This is a genomic window from Bradyrhizobium sp. cf659 (genome assembly GCF_900113725.1).
GTDB lineage: Bacteria > Pseudomonadota > Alphaproteobacteria > Rhizobiales > Xanthobacteraceae > Bradyrhizobium.
Genome location: NZ_FOQJ01000004.1, coordinates 386,756 through 404,720 on the forward strand (window position 1 = coordinate 386,756; position 17,965 = coordinate 404,720).

General features: G+C 64.0%; 14 protein-coding genes. 5 read left to right on the forward strand and 9 right to left on the reverse strand.

Going from position 1 to position 17,965, the window contains the following annotated elements; genetic code table 11:
* Positions 1–63 precede the first annotated feature (63 nt).
* The 8 genes from BM118_RS20840 to BM118_RS20875 form a co-directional block, all read right to left on the reverse strand.
* Positions 64–1,293, reverse strand: a complete 1,230-nt coding sequence (locus BM118_RS20840; protein ID WP_092187352.1) for an ABC transporter substrate-binding protein — start codon at positions 1,291–1,293, stop codon at positions 64–66.
* Positions 1,294–1,544: 251 nt separating this feature from the next.
* Complete coding sequence (locus tag BM118_RS20845; protein WP_092187353.1) at positions 1,545–2,771, reverse strand: ABC transporter substrate-binding protein; 1,227 nt, start codon at positions 2,769–2,771, stop codon at positions 1,545–1,547.
* Positions 2,772–2,892: 121 nt separating this feature from the next.
* Positions 2,893–4,122, reverse strand: coding sequence for an ABC transporter substrate-binding protein (locus BM118_RS20850; protein ID WP_092187354.1), 1,230 nt, complete (start codon positions 4,120–4,122; stop codon positions 2,893–2,895).
* Positions 4,123–4,149: 27 nt separating this feature from the next.
* Complete coding sequence (locus BM118_RS20855) at positions 4,150–5,169, reverse strand: branched-chain amino acid ABC transporter permease (RefSeq protein WP_092187355.1); 1,020 nt, start codon at positions 5,167–5,169, stop codon at positions 4,150–4,152.
* A gap of 2 nt (positions 5,170–5,171) precedes the next feature.
* Positions 5,172–6,050, reverse strand: a complete 879-nt coding sequence (locus tag BM118_RS20860; RefSeq protein WP_092187356.1) for a branched-chain amino acid ABC transporter permease — start codon at positions 6,048–6,050, stop codon at positions 5,172–5,174.
* A gap of 13 nt (positions 6,051–6,063) precedes the next feature.
* Positions 6,064–6,777 carry an ABC transporter ATP-binding protein gene (locus BM118_RS20865; RefSeq protein ID WP_092187357.1) on the reverse strand — a complete coding sequence of 238 codons (714 nt, stop codon included), beginning with the start codon at positions 6,775–6,777 and terminating at the stop codon, positions 6,064–6,066.
* Positions 6,774–7,571 (reverse strand): ABC transporter ATP-binding protein, encoded by a 798-nt coding sequence (locus tag BM118_RS20870; RefSeq protein WP_027543335.1) that lies wholly within the window; start codon positions 7,569–7,571, stop codon positions 6,774–6,776. The genes BM118_RS20865 and BM118_RS20870 overlap by 4 nt, the downstream gene beginning before the upstream one ends.
* A gap of 66 nt (positions 7,572–7,637) precedes the next feature.
* Positions 7,638–8,504, reverse strand: coding sequence for an IclR family transcriptional regulator (locus BM118_RS20875; RefSeq protein ID WP_177234557.1), 867 nt, complete (start codon positions 8,502–8,504; stop codon positions 7,638–7,640).
* Between the two features lie 130 nt (positions 8,505–8,634).
* On the opposite strand from BM118_RS20875, the gene BM118_RS20880 reads away from it, so the two are divergent.
* The 5 genes from BM118_RS20880 (at position 8,635) to pimD (ending at position 16,423) form a co-directional block, all read left to right on the forward strand.
* Positions 8,635–10,731, forward strand: coding sequence for a 3-hydroxyacyl-CoA dehydrogenase NAD-binding domain-containing protein (locus BM118_RS20880; protein WP_092187358.1), 2,097 nt, complete (start codon positions 8,635–8,637; stop codon positions 10,729–10,731).
* 148 nt (positions 10,732–10,879) lie between these two features.
* Entirely contained in the window at positions 10,880–12,562 is a 1,683-nt protein-coding gene (pimA, locus tag BM118_RS20885; protein WP_092187583.1) for a dicarboxylate--CoA ligase PimA, read from the forward strand.
* Positions 12,559–13,746, forward strand: a complete 1,188-nt coding sequence (locus tag BM118_RS20890) for an acetyl-CoA C-acyltransferase (RefSeq protein WP_092187359.1) — start codon at positions 12,559–12,561, stop codon at positions 13,744–13,746. The genes pimA and BM118_RS20890 overlap by 4 nt, the downstream gene beginning before the upstream one ends.
* 161 nt (positions 13,747–13,907) lie before the next feature.
* Complete coding sequence (gene pimC, locus BM118_RS20895; protein ID WP_092187360.1) at positions 13,908–15,098, forward strand: pimeloyl-CoA dehydrogenase large subunit; 1,191 nt, start codon at positions 13,908–13,910, stop codon at positions 15,096–15,098.
* A 182-nt stretch (positions 15,099–15,280) separates the two neighbouring features.
* Positions 15,281–16,423, forward strand: a complete 1,143-nt coding sequence (gene pimD, locus BM118_RS20900) for a pimeloyl-CoA dehydrogenase small subunit (RefSeq protein ID WP_092187361.1) — start codon at positions 15,281–15,283, stop codon at positions 16,421–16,423.
* Between the two features lie 315 nt (positions 16,424–16,738).
* On the opposite strand, the gene BM118_RS20905 is transcribed toward pimD, so the two are convergent.
* Entirely contained in the window at positions 16,739–17,827 is a 1,089-nt protein-coding gene (locus BM118_RS20905) for a TRAP transporter substrate-binding protein (RefSeq protein WP_092187362.1), read from the reverse strand.
* Between the last annotated feature and the right edge of the window lie 138 nt (positions 17,828–17,965).

The window sequence follows — 17,965 nt, forward strand, 5'->3', positions numbered from 1 at the left end:
AAGCCCCTGCGACGACGTCGCAGGGACTGCTTCTTTAGTAGTCATCTCTTTTGGTAGTCGTCCTCAGCCGCTGACGTCACCGCTGAGGACGTCGCCGAACAGCTCCCAGCTTTCTCCCTTGAAGCGCATGAGCTGCAACTGGGACAGCGGAGCAAAGTCGGTGGGGCCCGTATTGGCCTTGATGCCCGGCAAGACGCCGGCGGGTTCGAAGTCCTTGATGCTGGCCGCCTGCTTCATGACGTTCGCACGCGTCAGATCGTCACCGCACGCCTTGAGCACGTGCACAAGGCCCTGGGCGACGATGTAACCGTACATCACCGCCGAATCCGCGCGGTTGGCTTCGGGATAGTATTTGTCGAGGAACTCGTTCCAGGCCTTCATCGCCGGATCGTCCTTCCACTGCGGATCGGTCGGATCCTTGTAGTAGTTCGAGGAGACGATGCCCTGCGAGGCCTCGAAGCCGGCCGGCTTCATCACGCTGCCGATCGAAACCGAGACGTTGTTGAGAAAGTGCGTCGGATGCCAGCCGATCTCGGCGTTCTTCTTGATCGCCTGGGCGGCGAATTTTGGCGTGGTGATGTTGAAGAAGACATCGGCGCCGGTTGCCTTCAGCGTCACGATGTGGGAGTCGATGGTTGGCTCGGATGTCTCGTAGCTCTCTTCGGCGACGATCATCGAAGCCGCCTTGGCGCCAAGCCCTTCCTTTATGCCCTTCAGGTAGTCTTTGCCGTAATCGTCGTTCTGATAGAGGATGGCAATCTTGGCGTTCGGCATCTTCTGCAGGATATACTTGGCGTAGATGCGTGCCTCGCTCTGGTAGTTGGGCTGCCAACCCATGGTCCAGGGGAAGTTCTGCGAATCGTTCCACTTGGTGGCGCCGGTAGCGACGAAGAGCTGCGGCACCTTCTTCGAGTTCATGTATTTCTGGATCGCGGAATTCGACGGCGTGCCCAGCGACTGGAAGATCAACAGCACCTCGTCGCTCTCGACGAGCTTGCGCGCCTGCTCGACCGCCTTCGGCGGCGAATAGGCGTCGTCATAGCTGATAAAGTTGATCTTGCGGCCGTTGATGCCGCCTTCCGCGTTGATCTTGCGGAAATAGGCTTCCTCGGTCCTGCCGATCACGCCGTAGGCGGAGGCCGGTCCGCTGTAGGGCATGATGTTGCCGATCTTGATCTCGGTGTCGGATGCGCCGGTGTCGTATTTCTTCTGTGCCGATGCTGCCGTGGACAAGGCGGCAGCAAGCAGGAGGGCAGCCGAGAAGGCCCCCAACCGCACATGCATTGCAAGCATCTTGATCTCCCTAGAACAGGTTTGAATGTGTCGATTGTTTTTGATTGGGAGCGATCGTTGCGCGCCGCTCCGTCGTACATTCAATACCCATCCGTCGCCGCCAGCAAGAAAAACGCCCCGCACAACTGTCGCAGGACGCGCAATCTATTTGAAGCGGTGCGGAATATTCCGGCGCGTGAGACTTCGCGCGCCGTTAACCAATTACGCTGAAGTTGCCTAGCGCAGAAGAAGCTATCTTGAATTGTTCTGCTTCATTGCCCGAGTTCGCTCGAGATGATGCCGCCGAACAGCTCCCATTTCCTGCCCTTGAACCGCATCATCTGGAGCTGTTCGATCGGGGCGAAATTGTCCGGTGCGGTGTTGATCCTGATGCCGGGCAGCAGCGTGTCGGGCGCGAAATCCTTCAGGCTGGCGGCCTGCTTCATGACGTTCTCGCGGGTGAGGTCGTCGCCGCACATGTGCAGCACCTTCACCATGGTCTGGGCCGCGGCGTAGCCGAACACCACGCCGGCATCGAGCTTGTTCGCCTTGGGATCGTATTGCGCGAGGAAGTCATAGAACTTCTTCATGCCGTCATCGGCGTTCCATTGCGGGTCCGAGCCGTCCTTGGTGTAGCTGGCCGACAGGATGCCTTGCGAGATTTCGAGTCCCGCCGGCTCCAGCACCCCGCCGACCGAGGCCGCGACGTTGGAGAGGATGTGGATCGGATGCCAGCTGATCTCGGCCGCTTTCTTGATCGCCTGGGCGGCGAATTTCGGCGTGGTGATGCTGATCAAGACGTCGGCGCCCGAGGCCTTCAGCTTCACCACATGCTCGTCGACCGCCGGCTCCGAGGTGTCGTAGGCCTCTTCCAGCACGATCATCGACGCGTTGGCCCCCAAGCCGCCCTTCAGCCCCTTCAGATAGTCCTTGCCGAAATCGTCGTTCTGATAGAGCACGCCGATCTTCGCGTCCGGCTTCTCCTTCATGATGTATTTGGCATAGATGCGCGCCTCGCTCGCGTAGCTCGGCTGCCAGCCCATGGTCCAGGGATATTGCCTGGGGTCATTCCACTTCGAGGCGCCGCTCGCCACGAACAATTGCGGCACCTTCTTCTCGTTCATGTATTTGCGGATCGCGCCGTTGGTCGAGGTGCCGAGCGAGCCGAAGATCAAGAGCACCCCGTCGCTCTCGACCAGCCTGCGCGCCTGCTCCACCGTCTTCGGCGGCGAATAGCCGTCGTCGTAGGAGATGAACTTGATCTTGCGGCCGTTGACGCCGCCCTCGGCGTTGATCTTGTTGAAATAGGCTTCCTCGGTCTTGCCGATCACGGCATAGGCGGAGGCCGGCCCGCTATAGGGCATGATGTTGCCGATCTTGATCTCGGTATCGGAAGCGCCGCTGTCGTATTTCTTTTGCGCCAGCACCGGGCCAGCCATCGCAGTGCACAACGCGAGTGCGGCCGAAATGGCCGCAACCTGAAAACGAACGGCAGTCATTGCTCTCCTACCCCGGGCTGGATTGGCGCCGCATTGAACAAGATTGACGCCCGACGTCAACAAAAAGCCCCCGCGAGCGATCGCGGGGGCTTCTTTGCGGCTGGACTATTGCGTCAGCGTGTCACTCGGAGGCGACGTCGCCGCTGATGATCTCGCCGAACAGTTCCCACCTCTCGCCCTTGAAGCGCTGCATCTGAAGCTGCGCGATCGGGGCGAAATCGGTGGCGCCGGTGTTGATCTTGACACCGGGCAACAGCGTGTCCGGTACAAAATCCTTCAGGCTCGCCGCCTGCTTCATCAGGTTGGCGCGGGTGAGATCGTCACCGCACATTTCCAGCGCCTTGGCGAGCGTCGACGCGGCGCCATAGCCGTAGACCATGCTGGTGTCGGACTTGTCGGCCCCCGGCATGTACTTGTCGACGAACTCGTTCCACTTCTTCATGCCGGGGTCGTTGCTCCACTGCGGATCCGTCGAGTCCTTGGCATAGGCTGCCGACAGCACGCCCTGCGCATTCTCGAAGCCGGCCGGCTTCATCACGCTGCCGACCGAGATCGACACGTTGGTGAGGATCTGGAGCGGCTTCCAGCTGAGCTCGGCGGTCTTCTTGATGGTCTGGGCCGCGAACTTCGGGGTCGCATAGATCAGCAGCACGTCGGGATTGGCGGCCTTGATCTTGACGATGTGGCCGTCGATCGACGGCTCGGACACCTCGTAGCTCTCCTCCATGATGATGGTCGACGCCGCCTTGGCGCCGAGCCCGTCCTTGGTGCCCTTGAGGTAGTCTTTGCCGAAATCGTCGTTCTGGTAGAGGATCGCGACCTTGGCGTCAGGCTTTTCCTTCGTCAGCCATTTCGCATAGATCTGCGCTTCGCTCTGGTAGGAGGGCTGCCAGCCCATGGTCCAGGGGAAGTTCTTCGGGTCGTTCCACTTGGTGGCGCCGGTCGCGACGAAGAGCTGCGGGATCTTCTTGGCGTTCAGGTATTTCTGGATCGCGCTGTTCGAAGGCGTGCCGAGCGGGTTGAACACGGCCAGCACTTCGTCGCTCTCGACCAGCTTGCGGACCTGCTCAACGGCCTTCGGCGGCGAATAGCCGTCGTCATAGGTGACGAAGTTGATCTTGCGGCCGTTGATGCCGCCCTTGTCGTTGATCATCTTGAAATAGGCTTCTTCGGTCTTGCCGATGATGCCATAGGCCGACGCCGGACCGCTGTACGGCATGATGTTGCCGATCTTGATCTCGGTATCGGACGCGCCGGCGTCGTATTTCTTCTGAGCGAGTGCTGCGCCGGAGCTGAGGGTCGCGACCGCCGTTACGAGTGCGGTGGTTCGCAGTATTCTTCCAAGAAACAATTTGGTCTCCTTACCTTATGAGGGTTTTCAGTTCTTCCTGAGCCTTCCGGCGAGCTGCTGGCCCAGGATTGCGACTTGCCTTGCGCCGTGCGGCACGAGGTAGATGACGGCGAACAGGAGCACGCCGAACACGGCGCCGGAGAGGCCCTTGGAGATGCCCTCCGCGATGTTCGGCACGAAGATGATGAAGGCGGCGCCGACGATCGAGCCGGGCAGCCAGCCCACGCCGCCGACGACCATGCCGAGGAACAGCGAGATCGCCAGCGTGATGGTGTAGCTGTCCGGCGCCACGAACTGCACCGCGATGGCGCCGAGCGAGCCGGCGACGCCGGTGATGGCGGCGGACACGCCGAAGGCCAGGGTCTTGTACAGCGCGACGTCGACGCCCATGGCGGAGGCCGCGATCTCGTTGTCGCGGATCGCCATGAAGGCGCGGCCCGAGCGGGAGCGCAGCAGGTTCACCGAGAAGATGTAGATCGCGATCACGACGATGAGCGTGAAGTAGTACAGCCACATGTCCTGCGACATCGGCAGGCCGAACGGCGCATCGGGCTTGGTGACGACGAGGCCCTGCACGCCGCCGGTCCAGTGCTCGAGGAAGTTCAGCTTCAACAGCTGTGGCATGGCGGTGGCGAGCGCAAAGGTCGCGAGCGCCAGATAGACGCCGGAGAGCCGCAGCGCCGGCTGGCCGAACAGGAAGCCGAAGCCGAAACAGACCACGCCGGCGACCGGCAGCGTCAGTGCGTAGTTGATGTTGAAGTGCTCCATCAGCACCGCGGTCGTATAGGCGCCGACGGCGTAGAAGGCGCTCTGGCCGAGCGAGAACTGGCCCGAGCCGCCGGTCAGGATGTTCAGCGCCAGCACCGCGAGCCCGTAGATCAGGAGCATCGTCATCTGGAAGATGATGAAGTTCTTGACGAAGACGGGTGCGATCAGCAGCGCGGCCAGCACCACCAGCGAGGTGCCGGTGCCCAGCGTCATGGCCCGCTTCGGAACGGCCTCGACCGCCTGGTGGCCTTCGGCGACGACTTCTTCTGCTGCGCTCATGATCAAACTCGCTTGACGATGTGCCGGCCGAACAGACCAGCGGGTTTGACGACCAGGACGGAGATGATCAGCGCGAGCGCGATCGGGAGTTTCAGCTCATTGCCGACGCCGGGGATGTAGGTGCCGGCGAGGTTCTCGAAGACGCCGACCAGGAAGCCGCCGACCACGGCGCCGAACGGGCTGGTCAGTCCGCCCAGCACCGCCGCGGCGAAGCCGTAGATCAGCACGCCGCCCATCATGTTGGGCTCCAGGAACACCACGGGCGCGATCAGCATGCCGGCGATCGAGCCGATCGCGGACGCCATGCCCCAGCCCAGCGCGATCATCCAGCTCGTGTTGATGCCGACCAGGCGCGCCGATTCAGGCACCGAGGCGGCCGCACGCATGGCAAGGCCGATCCGCGTGTACTGGAAGAAGAAATACAGGCCGAGCAGCAGCAGCACGGTGACGCCGATCATGCCGGCCTGGTGGGTCGAGATCAGCTGGCTGCCGAGGAACGGCGAGGAGCCGAACGGGGTCGGATATTGCTTGATGGTGAAGTCCCAGATCAGGCCGGCCGAGGAGTTGATGATCGCGAACAGCGCGATGAAGCCGGCGACGTTGGTCAGCACCGGCGCCTTCGCCAGCGGCTTGAACAGGATGCGTTCGATCGCGATGCCGCCGACGAAGGAGAGCGCCAGCGTGATGACGAAAGCGGCCCAGTAGGGGATGCCCCACTGCATCAGCTGCCAGGAGATGAAGGTCGAGAACATCGCCATCTCGCCCTGCGCGAAGTTGAGATGGTCGATGGCCTGGTAGATCATGACCACGGCGAGCGCCATGCAGGCGTAGATCGCGCCCGTGGCGATGCCGGCCAGGACCTGGTTGGTGAACAGCTCCATAGTGCCGGCTCCCTCAGTAACCCAGATAGGATTTGCGGATTTCTTCGTTGTTCGCGATGTCCTTGGCGTTGCCCGACATCACGATGCGGCCGGTCTCGATCACGTAGGCCTTGTCGGCGAGCTCGAGCGCGAGCTGGGCGTTCTGCTCGACCACCAGGATCGACACCTTGTCCTCGCGGTTGATCTTGCCGAGGATGCCGAACAGGTCGCGCACCACCAGCGGCGCGAGGCCGAAGGACGGCTCGTCCAGCAGCATCAGCCGCGGCCGCAGCATCAGCGCACGGGCGACCGCGAGCATCTGCTGCTCGCCGCCCGACAGCGTGCCGGCCTGCTGGGTGTGGCGCTGCTTCAGCACCGGGAAATGCGCATACATGCGCTCGATGTCGGAGACGATGCCGGCGCCGTCCTTGCGGGTGATCGCCCCGAACTGGAGGTTCTCCTCCACCGTCATGTTGGTGAAGGTGCCGCGGCCCTGCGGCACATGGGCGATGCCGAACCGCACGATGCTCTCGGTTGAGCGGTTGTTGAGCGGCTTGCCGTCGAACTCGATGCCGCCGGTCGAGCGCACCATGTTGCAGATCGCGCGCAGCGTGGTGGTCTTGCCGGCGCCGTTGGCCCCGAGCAGCGTCGTCAGCGAGCCCTCGTTGAGCGAGAAGGACAGGCCATGGAGCGCCTGGACCTGGCCGTAATAGGCGCGCAGGTCCTTGACGTTGAGCAGCGTCGTCATTGGTCCTTGCTCCCGAGATAGGCCTTGATGACGTCGGGGTCCGCCTGCACCTGGGCGGGCGTGCCTTCCGCGAGCTTCTTGCCGAAATTGAGCGCAACGACGTGGTCGGCGATCGACATCACGAGGCCCATGTGATGCTCGACCAGCAGCACGGTCATGTGGCGGTCGTCGCGGATGCGGCGAATGAGGTCGCCGAGCACGTAGACTTCCTCGTGGTTGAGGCCGCCGGCCGGCTCGTCGAGCAGCAGGATCTTCGGATCGGCCGCCAGCGCGCGCGCCAGCTCGACGCGCTTCTGGGTGCCGAAGGGCAGGCCGGACACCACGGTGTGGGCGACGTCCTCGAGGTCGAGATAGGCGAGGATCTCGTGCACCTTCTTGTTGACGTCGGTCTCGCTGCGGCGAATCCAGGCCAGGCGCAGCGAGTCGCTGATGATGTCGCTGGAGGTGCGGGCATGCGTGCCGACGCGGACATTGTCCATCACCGACAGGTTCGGAAACAGCGCCACGTTCTGGAAGGTGCGGCCGATGCCGATCTCGGCGATCCGGTGCGGCGGCCGCGACAGGATGCTCGCGCCCTCCATCAGGATGTCGCCGGACGACGGCTGGTAGAGCCGCGACAGGCAGTTGAAGAGCGTCGTCTTGCCGGCGCCGTTGGGGCCGATCAATCCGAGGATCTGGCCCTTGTGCATGTCGAAGGACACACCGTTGAGCGCAATGATGCCGCCGAACACGACGCTGACGTCGCGAACCGCGAGCAGGGGCGATGTCCCCTGCGCGAGCTGTGCCTGCGTCATCTCGTCTCGCCCGCGAATTTCAGTGGGCGGCGGGGCGATGCGAACCGCTCCCGATCATGACAAAGGCTATCTGAACCCCTCGGCCACACGCGCAACTTTTCCTCCTGATTTCAGCTTTTTGCTGACTTCTTTTTTGGAATGCGGCATCAGACCCCCGAGTGCCGCTTCGATGTTCCTTACCATCGCAAGCAGACGCGGTCCAATGTCGTTGATCAAACGCTCTTCCGTGAAGCGGAATGCGGGCGCGCCGCAATTGAATGCGTAAGGTCCGGTTCCATCGTTGAGCCTGAGCGCGACGCCGGCGGCGCCGATGTCGTCGTGCCAGTCGCCGACGGAAATCGCAAAGCCGTATTTCGCGACGGTCTCGCCGGAACGTTCGAGGCCATCGCGCATCTTCGGCCAGCGGCTGCCGTAATGTTCGCGCAGGACGCGCGACAGCTCGGCGCGATCGTCTTCAGCCAGCGCCCAGAAATAGGCGCGGCCCATCGCGCTGGTTGCGATCGGCACGCGGGAGCCGACGTCAAGTTGAACGCCGACCGTCTCGCTGCCGCGGCTCTGCCCGAAATAGATCATGCTGTGGCGGTCACGGCCCCCGATCGCGACCGCGCCGCCGGTCGCGCGCATCACTTCCTCGCGAAACGGTTCGGACAAATGTCGAACACCGAGATTGGACAGCGCCGCATACCCGAGCGCCATCGCGGCCGGCGCGAGCTGATATTTCTCGAAGCGGGGAACCGGCGTCAGATAACCGAGCTTCGTCAACGTATAGGTCAGGCGCGAAACGGTCGGCTTGGGCAGGTTGGTGCGGGCCGCGATCTCCTGGTTGCCGAGAAGGCCGTCGCTGGGTTGGAATGCGCGCAATACATCAAGTCCGCGGGAAAGCGCGACGACGAAATTCCGATCGGTCGCAGTCTTCTTTCCTGTACGCTTCATCCCTGATCTGCTTCTTGCGCGGAGTCGTTGACAACGTCCGTGCTTCAAAATAACCCTGCCGTCAAGATGCGGAATTAAATTCCGCACCGCGAAATCGAACAAAAGTAAATCCCCACCAAGGAGGGAAACCGTGAGCGAAGTGGTCAAGCTTGAGCGTCATGACGAAGTCGGGATCGTCACGGTCAACAGCCCTCCGGTCAATGCGCTGAGTGCCGCAGTCCGTGGTGGCATTTTGGAGTGCATCAAGGCCGCGGTCGCCGATCCCGCGATCAAGGGCATCGTGCTGACCTGCGCCGGCCGCACCTTCATCGCCGGTGCCGACATCACCGAATTCGGCAAGCCGCCGAAGCCGCCCGCCCTCAACGACGTGCTGTCCGAGATCGAGAGCTCGCCGAAGCCGGTCGTTGCCGCAATTCACGGCACCGCGCTCGGCGGCGGCCTCGAGGTCGCGCTGGCCTGCCATTTCCGCGTGGCGGTGAAGGAGGCCAAGCTCGGCCTGCCCGAAGTGAAGCTCGGTCTGCTGCCGGGCGCCGGCGGCACCCAGCGCCTGCCGCGCGCGGTCGGCCCCGAGCTCGCGGTCAAGATGATCGTCGGCGGCGATCCGATCGGTGCTGCGGAAGCGCTGAAGAGCGGCCTGATCGAGGAGATCGTCGAAGGTCCGGCCTCCGGCGGCGAAGCCTTCGTCCGCAAATTGCTCGCCGAGAAGCGTCCGCTGCGCCGCCTGCGCGACGACGATTCCAAGATCGCGGCCGCCAAGGCCGACCGCTCGATCTTCACCAATGCGGTTGCCGCCATGACCAAGAAGTCGCGCGGCCTGGAAGCGCCGTTCGCGGCCGCCGACGCGGTCGGCTACGCCATCGATCTTCCGTTCGACGAGGGCCTGAAGAAGGAGCGCGAGGGCTTCCTCAAGCTGGTCGCCAGCGACCAGTCCAAGGCGCAGCGCTACGCCTTCTTTGCCGAGCGCGAGGCCGCCAAGATTGCGGGCGTGCCGGAAGGCACCAAGTCGCGTCCCGTCAACCGTGTTGCCATTCTCGGCGCCGGCACCATGGGCGGCGGCATCGCGATGTCGTTTGCCAATGCCGGCGTTCCCGTCACCCTGATCGAGACCGGCGAGGAGCAGCTCAAGCGCGGCCTCGGCATCATGCAGAAGAACTGGGAAGCGACCGCGGCGCGCGGCGGCATCCCGGCCGATGCGCCCGCCAAGCGCATGGCGCTGATCACCGGCGTCGTCGGCATCGAGAACGTCGGTGATGCTGACCTGGTGATCGAAGCCGTGTTCGAGACCATGGCGGTGAAGAAGGAAGTGTTCGGCAAGCTCGACCAGTTCGTCAAGCCGGGCGCCGTGCTCGCCTCCAACACCTCGTATCTCAACATCGACGAGATCGCGAAGTCGACCAAGCGTCCGCAGGACGTGCTCGGCATGCACTTCTTCTCGCCGGCCAACGTCATGAAGCTGTGCGAGATCGTCCGCGCCGACAAGACCGCGCCGGATGCCCTCGTCACCGCTGTCACGATCGCGCGTAAAATCGCAAAGGTGCCGGCCGTGGTCGGCGTCTGCGACGGCTTCGTCGGCAACCGCATGCTGGCGCAGCGCGGCAAGCAGTCGGAAAAGCTGCTGTTCGAAGGCGCCTTGCCGCAGCAGGTCGACGCGGTCGTCACCAAGTTCGGCATGCCGATGGGGCCGTTCGCGATGGGCGACCTCGCCGGCCTCGACATCGGCTGGCGCTCGCGCAAGGATCGCGGCATCAAGTCGGAGATCGCGGACGCGCTCTGCGAAGCCGGCCGCTTCGGCCAGAAGACCGGCAAGGGCTACTACAAGTACGAAGCGGGCTCCCGTTCGGCGCTGCCCGATCCTGAAGTCGAGAAGCTGATCGACGAGACGCTTGCCCGTCTCGGCCGCAAGAAGCGCGTCGTCAGCGACGAGGAGATCCTCGAGCGCATGATGTATCCGATGATCAACGAGGGCGCGAAGATCCTCGAAGAGGGCATCGCGGCGCGCCCCTCCGACATCGACGTGGTCTGGCTCTACGGCTATGGCTGGCCGATCTATCGCGGCGGCCCGATGTTCTGGGCCGACACCGTCGGCCTCAAGCACATCGCCGATCGCCTGTCGTTCTACGCCAAGGAGACCAACGACCCCAGCCTCGAGCCCGCACCGCTGCTGAAGAAGCTCGCGGCGGAGGGCAAGACCTTCGCCTCGCTGGCGGCGGCGTCGAAAGCGGCGTGATGGGGGCTGTTGCCTCTATTGGGGTCATTCCGGGATGGCCCGTAGGGCCAGGCCCGGAATGCATTTCGCCTCTGAGTGTGCTGCCTGATGGATTCCGGGCTCGCGACTTCGTCGCGCCCCGGAATGACCACTGAGTGTGATGCAGAAAATGACCCATCCCGGCGAACAGTTTTATCCCGAGGGCGTGCGTTGGGACGACACCATCGTCCAGGGCACGCTGCCCGACCTGCTGTCGAAAGCCGCTGCCGATTTCGGCCCGCGCACCGCGCTGGAATTCCGCGATCGTCCGATCACCTACACCGAGCTCGCCGCGATGGCCGAGCGCGCGGCGGCGGCGTTCCTCCGCGCCGGCTGCGGCAAGAACACCTCCGTCGCGCTGTTCCTCGGCAACACGCCTGATCACCCCGTCAATTTCTTCGGCGCGCTGAAGGCAGGCAGCCGCGTTGCGCACCTTTCTCCGCTCGACGGCGAGATCGCGCTGACGCACAAGGTGTCCGACTCCGGCTCGCGCCTGCTGGTCACCTCCAACCTCGCCGCGCTGCTGCCGACGGCGCTGAAATTCCTGGAGAAGGGCCTGATCGACCGCCTCGTCGTCTGCGAGGACGATAATTGGGGCAAGGTCGGCACGCCGCAGGCGGCGATCCCCGACGATCCCCGCATCGTCACGTTCAAAGCCTTCGTCGAGGGCGCGGCCGCGCCGGCAGAATGGCCGAAAGTGACAGCCGACGACGTCGCCCTGCTGCAATATACCGGCGGCACCACCGGCCTGCCCAAAGGCGCGATGCTCACCCACGGCAACCTCACCTCAGCGGTGTCGATCTACGACGTCTGGGGCAAGCCGTCGCGCGCGACCCGCGGCGACGTCATCGAGCGCGTGATCTGCGTGCTGCCGCTGTTTCACATCTATGCGTTCACCGTCGTGCTGTTGTCCTCGCTCCGCCGCGGCAACCTGATCTCGCTGCACCAGCGTTTCGACGTCGAGGCCGTGATGCGCGACATCGAGGTCAAGCGCGCGACATACTTTCCGGGCGTGCCGACGATGTGGATCGCGATCGCGGCGTTGCCGGATCTCGACAAGCGCGATTTCTCCTCGCTCGCCACCATCGGCTCCGGCGGCGCGCCGCTGCCGGTGGAGATCGCCAGCTTCTTCGAGCGCAAGGTCGGCAAGAAGCTGCGCAGCGGCTGGGGCATGACCGAGACCTGCTCGCCCGGCACCGGCCATCCGCCGACAGGACCGGACAAGCCCGGCTCGATCGGCCTGATGCTGCCCGGCATCGAGCTCGACGTGGTGTCGCTGGACGATCCGACAAAAGTGCTGCCGCCGGGCGAGGTCGGCGAGATCCGCATCAAGGGCCCGAACGTCACCAAGGGATACTGGAACAAGCCCGAGGGATCCGCGGAGGCTTTCATCGACGGCCGCTTCCTCACCGGCGACATCGGTTATGTCGATACCGACGGCTATTTCTTTCTGGTCGACCGCAAGAAGGACATGATCATCTCCGGCGGCTTCAACGTCTATCCGCAGATGATCGAGCAGGCGATCTACACCATTCCCGGGGTGCACGAGGTGATCGTGCTCGGCATTCCCGACCAGTATCGCGGCGAGGCCGCCAAGGCCTTCATCAAGCTGAGGCCCGACGCCAAACCGTTCTCGCTCGACGAGCTGCGCACCCAGCTCGCCGGCAAGCTCGGCAAGCACGAATTGCCGGCCGAGGTCGCCTTCGTCGACGACCTGCCGCGCACGCCGGTCGGAAAGCTGTCGCGCCACGAATTGCGCCAGCAGCAGAAATCGTCACAATCCACCAAAACCGTATCAGGAGGTCGCTCTTGACCGACGCCGTCATCGTTTCCACCGCCCGCACGCCGATCGGCAAGGCCTATCGCGGCATGCTCAACGCCACCGAGGGCGCCACGCTGCTCGGCCACGCCATCGGCGAAGCCGTCGCCCGCGCCAAGGTCGATCCGAAGGAGGTCGAGGACGTCGTGATGGGCGCGGCCCTCCAGCAGGGCGCGACCGGCGGCAACATCGCGCGCAAGGCGCTGCTCCGTGCCGGCCTTCCCGTCACCGTCGCTGGCACCACCATCGACCGGCAATGCGCCTCGGGCCTCCAGGCCATCGCGCTCGCCGCGCGCTCGGTGATCTTCGACGGCGTCGAAATCGCAGTCGGCGGCGGCGGCGAGTCGATCTCGCTGGTGCAGAACGACAAGATGAACGGCTTCCACGCGCAAGATCCCGCGCTGCTCAAGATCAAGGGCGAGGTCTACATGCCCATGATCGACACGGCCGAAATCGTCGCCAAGCGCTACGGCATCTCGCGCGAGAAGCAGGACGAATATTCGCTGGAGAGCCAGCGCCGCACCGTGGCAGCGCAACAGGGCGGCAAGTTCAAGGACGAGCTCGTGCCGATCACCACCAAAATGGCGGTCACCGACAAGGCGACCGGCGAGGTCTCCTTCAAGGACGTCACGCTCTCGCAGGACGAGGGCCCGCGCCCCGAGACCACCGCTGAAGGCCTCGCCGGCCTCAAGCCCGTGCGCGGCGAAGGTTTTTCGATCACCGCCGGCAACGCCAGCCAGCTCTCGGACGGCGCCAGCGCCTCCGTCATCATGAGCGACAAGGAAGCGGCGAAGCGCGGCTTGCAGCCGCTCGGCATCTTCCGCGGCTTCGTCTCCGCCGGCTGCGAGCCGGACGAGATGGGCATCGGCCCGGTCTTCGCCGTGCCGCGCCTGCTCAAGCGCCACGGCCTCACCGTCGACGACATCGGCCTGTGGGAGCTGAACGAAGCCTTCGCGGTGCAGGTGCTGTATTGCCGCGACAAGCTCGGCATCGATCCCGAGAAGATCAACGTCGACGGCGGTGCGATCGCGGTCGGTCATCCCTACGGCATGTCCGGCGCGCGCCTGACCGGCCACGCCCTGATCGAAGGCCGCCGCCGCAAGGCCAAGTACGCGGTCGTCACCATGTGCGTCGGCGGCGGCATGGGCGCGGCGGGATTGTTCGAGGTGTTGCAGTAATTTTCTGTCGTCCTGGCCTAGTGCGCAATTGCGCACGGGAGCCAGGACCCATACTCCGCAGCAGGAGTGTGGCGGACAGACAGCAATTGCCTTCGCAAAACGAAGGCCGGTGGTAATGGGTCCTGGCTTTCGCCAGGACGACGGGGAAACAGGAGGATCCGATGGATCTCGCATTCACGAAAGAAGAGCAGGCGTTTCGCGAGGAAGTGCGGTCATTCTTCCGCGACAACGTGCCGCCGGACACGCGGCGCAAGCTGGTCGAGGGCCGTCACCTCTCGAAGGACGAAATGGTGGCGTGGTGGCGCATCCTCAACAAGAAGGGCTGGGGCGTCAGCCACTGGCCCAAGCAATATGGCGGCACCGGCTGGACATCCGTGCAGCACTACATCTTCAACGAGGAGCTGCAGTCCTATCCGGCGCCGCAGCCGCTCGCCTTCGGCGTCAGCATGGTCGGCCCCGTCATCTACACCTTCGGCAACGAGGAGCAGAAGAAGAAGTACCTGCCGCGCATTGCCAACGTCGACGATTGGTGGTGCCAGGGCTTCTCCGAGCCCGGCTCCGGCTCCGACCTCGCCTCGCTGAAGACGAAGGCCGAGCGCAAGGGCGACAAGTGGATCATCAACGGCCAGAAGACCTGGACGACGCTGGCCCAGCATGCCGACATGATCTTCTGCCTCTGCCGCACCGATCCCGGCGCCAAGAAGCAGATGGGCATCTCCTTCATCGTGTTCTCGATGAAGTCGAAGGGCGTCACCGTGCGCCCGATCCAGACCATCGACGGCGGCGTCGAGGTCAACGAAGTGTTCTTCGACGACGTCGAGGTTCCTGTCGAGAACCTGATCGGCGAGGAGAACAAGGGCTGGGATTACGCCAAATTCCTGCTCGGCAATGAGCGCACCGGCATCGCGCGGGTCGGCGTCTCCAAGGAGCGGCTGCGCCGCATCCGCGATCTCGCCTCCAAGGTCGAATCCGGCGGCAAGCCGATCATCCAGGACGCCGCCTTCCGCGACAAGCTAGCGGCGTGCGAGATCGAGCTGAAGGCGCTCGAGCTGACGCAGCTCCGCGTCGTCGCCGACGAAGGCAAGCACGGCAAGGGCAAGCCCAATCCGGCCTCGTCCGTGCTGAAGATCAAGGGCTCCGAAATCCAGCAGACCACCACCGAGCTCTTGATGGAAGTGATCGGCCCGTTCGCCGCGCCTTACGACGTGCACGGCGACGACGGCTCCAACGAAGCCATGGAGTGGACCGCCCAGATCGCGCCGAGCTACTTCAACAACCGCAAGGTCTCGATCTACGGCGGCTCCAACGAGATCCAGCGCAACATCATCGCCAAGGCGGTGCTGGGGCTGTGAGTCAACAATGACGGTGTCGTCCCCCGCGAAGGCGGGGGACCCAGTACGCCGCGGCGGTCGTGAGTACGGCAGGCGGCTGCGTTTACTGGATCCCCGCCCCAGTGCGCAATTGCGCACAAGGCGGGGATGACGTCTGAGGGTGAGGCGACGGCAGGGCAATTCCCGCCGATTTGGAGAGAAAAATGGATTTTGATCTGTCCGAGGAGCAGCGGCTTCTCAAGGAAAGCATCGACGGCCTGCTGACCGATTCCTACGATTTCGAGCAGCGCAAGAAGTACATGAAGGAGAAGGGCGGCTGGAGCCAGGCCGTCTGGGGCAAGCTCGCCGAGCAGGGCCTGCTCGGCCTGCCGTTCGCTGAGGCCGATGGCGGCTTCGGCGGCGGCGGCGTCGAGACCATGATCGTGATGGAAGCGCTCGGCAAGGCGCTGGTGCTCGAGCCCTATCTCGCAACCGTCGTGATCGGCGGCGGCTTCCTGCGCCATGCCGGCAGCGATGCGCAGAAGGCTGCGCACGTGCCTGGCATCATCGACGGCAGCAAAACGCTTGCGTTTGCCCAGCTCGAGAAGAACTCGCGCTACGATCTGTTCGATGTCTCGACGACCGCGAAGAAGAAGGGCGACGGCTGGATCATCGACGGCGAAAAGTTCGTCGTGCTCAACGGCGAGAACGCCGCCACGCTTCTCGTCACCGCGCGCACCAAGGGGGACCGCCGCGACAAGACCGGGATCGGCGTGTTCCTGGTGCCGGCGAATGCCAAGGGCGTCACCAGGAAATCGTACCCGACCCAGGACGGCCTGCACGCCGCCGACATCACCTTCACCGGTGTCGAGGTGGGCGCGGATGCCGCGATCGGCAATCCCGAGGATTCGCTCGCGCTGATCGAACGCGTCGTCGACGAAGCCCGCATCGCGCTTTGCGCCGAAGCGGTCGGGCTGATGGACGAGTCGCTCAAGACCACGGTCGAGTACATCAAGACGCGCAAGCAGTTCGGCGTCGCGATCGGCTCGTTCCAGTCGCTCCAGCACCGCGCCTCCGACATGTTCGTCGCGGCCGAGCAGGCGCGGTCGATGTCGATGTTCGCAACCATGGCGAGCGACTTCGAGAACGCCAAGGAGCGCTCCAACGCGATCGCCGCGGCCAAGGTGCAGATCGGCAAGTCGCTGAAATTCGTCGGCCAGCAGTCGATCCAGCTCCACGGCGGCATCGGCATGACCATGGAGGCGAAGATCGGCCACTACTTCAAGCGCCTGACCATGATCGAGAACACGTTCGGCGACACCGACTATCACCAGCGCCGCGTCGCAGACGCCGGCGGGTTGATCTAGTCGCCACCGCGCGCTTGGACGCATTGGAAGACCAAAGCGAAAGCCCCTGAGAGATCTCCGGGGCTTTCGTCGTTTGATCTTGCCCGTTCCACCACAGTCACCGCTGTCATGCCCGCGACCCGGCTACGCCAAGCTTCGCCGGGGTTGAGGTCCAGGGGCGCCGAAGCTTTAGCGTAGGCGGCAGGCGGGCATCCGGTACGCCGCGGCGGATGTGGCAGGAGCGCGCTTTCCAACGCCCGCCTCTGGGATGTCGGATCGCCCGGTCGAGCCGGGCGATGACACCTTCAGCGTGGCTCGACCTATCGGCTCACCGCCTCACGTCCTTGTTCGCATCCGCATCATGAAGCTGTCGTAGCTGAGCTCGGCGACCTGCATCCAGGCCAGCGATTCGTTCCGGAACGCGGACAGGCTCGTGTACATCTTGGCGAAGTGCGGGTTGGTCTTGGAGAGATCTGCGTAAATCTCGTTCGCGGCGGAGTAGCAGGCCTCCAGCACCTCCTGCGGGAACGGCTTCAGGATTGCGCCGGCCACCAGCAGGCGCTTCAGCGCCGGCGGGTTGACGTAATCGTATTTCCCGGTGACCCACGTGAAGGTATCGCGTGAGGCCATCTCGATCGCGGCCTGGTAGTGCTTGGGCAGCGTGTTCCACTTGTCGAGATTCATGATGTTGTGGCCCTGGCCGGTGCCTTCCCACCAGCCCGGATAGTAGTAGAATTTCGCGACCTTCACGAAGCCGAGCTTCTCGTCGTCATAGGGCCCGACCCATTCGGCCGCGTCGATCGTTCCCTTCTCCAGCGCCGGATAGATGTCGCCGCCCGCGATCTGCTGCGGTACGCCGCCGACCTTGGCGATGATGGTCCCGGCGAAGCCGCCGACGCGGAATTTGAGGCCCTTGAAATCCTCCATCGACTTGATCTCCTTCCGGAACCAGCCGCCCATCTGGGCGCCGGTCGAGCCGGTTGGAACGCCGATCGTGTTATGCTCCTTGAGGAGATTGTTGAGCAGGTCCTGCCCGCCGCCGAACAGCAGCCAGGAGATATGCGCGCGCGTATTCAGGCCGAACGGCAGCGACGTGCCGAAGGTGAAGGCCGGGTTCTTGCCCCAATAGTAATACAGCGCCGTATTGCCCATCTCGACGGTGCCGTTCGACACGGCGTCGAGCACCTGGAGGCCCGGGACGATCTCGCCGGCAGCGAACGGCTGGATCTGGAATTTGTTGTCGGTGACTTCGGCGACGCGCTTGCAGAAATATTCGCAGCCGCCATAGAGCGTGTCGAGTGCCTTCGGCCAGCTCGCGGCGAGCCGCCATTTCACCTCCGGCATCGATTGTGCGATCGCCGGCGCAGCAACGGCACTCGCGGCAAGGCCCAATCCGCCTGCCGTCAGGAATTTACGACGTTCCATGCATTTCCCCTCTGTGTGTTGTCGAGTCCTCGACGAGGGATCGCGGTCTTGTCGCCGCTTTTGTCTTCGCCGGTGGCCGACGTTCCTTGGCGTCCGAAATTCAAATTCGGATCGCGGTCAGGATGACCAAAGGGGGGT

Bases quoted from the DNA above. Each gene is read 5' to 3' on its own strand.
- BM118_RS20840 (WP_092187352.1), bottom strand. From the start codon at position 1,293: ATGCTTGCAATGCATGTGCGGTTGGGGGCCTTCTCGGCTGCCCTCCTG.
- BM118_RS20845 (WP_092187353.1), bottom strand. From the start codon at position 2,771: ATGACTGCCGTTCGTTTTCAGGTTGCGGCCATTTCGGCCGCACTCGCG.
- pimC (WP_092187360.1), top strand. From the start codon at position 13,908: ATGGATCTCGCATTCACGAAAGAAGAGCAGGCGTTTCGCGAGGAAGTG.
- pimA (WP_092187583.1), top strand. From the start codon at position 10,880: ATGACCCATCCCGGCGAACAGTTTTATCCCGAGGGCGTGCGTTGGGAC.
- pimD (WP_092187361.1), top strand. From the start codon at position 15,281: ATGGATTTTGATCTGTCCGAGGAGCAGCGGCTTCTCAAGGAAAGCATC.
- BM118_RS20870 (WP_027543335.1), bottom strand. From the start codon at position 7,571: ATGACGCAGGCACAGCTCGCGCAGGGGACATCGCCCCTGCTCGCGGTT.
- BM118_RS20855 (WP_092187355.1), bottom strand. From the start codon at position 5,169: ATGAGCGCAGCAGAAGAAGTCGTCGCCGAAGGCCACCAGGCGGTCGAG.
- BM118_RS20875 (WP_177234557.1), bottom strand. From the start codon at position 8,504: ATGAAGCGTACAGGAAAGAAGACTGCGACCGATCGGAATTTCGTCGTC.
- BM118_RS20865 (WP_092187357.1), bottom strand. From the start codon at position 6,777: ATGACGACGCTGCTCAACGTCAAGGACCTGCGCGCCTATTACGGCCAG.
- BM118_RS20905 (WP_092187362.1), bottom strand. From the start codon at position 17,827: ATGGAACGTCGTAAATTCCTGACGGCAGGCGGATTGGGCCTTGCCGCG.
- BM118_RS20860 (WP_092187356.1), bottom strand. From the start codon at position 6,050: ATGGAGCTGTTCACCAACCAGGTCCTGGCCGGCATCGCCACGGGCGCG.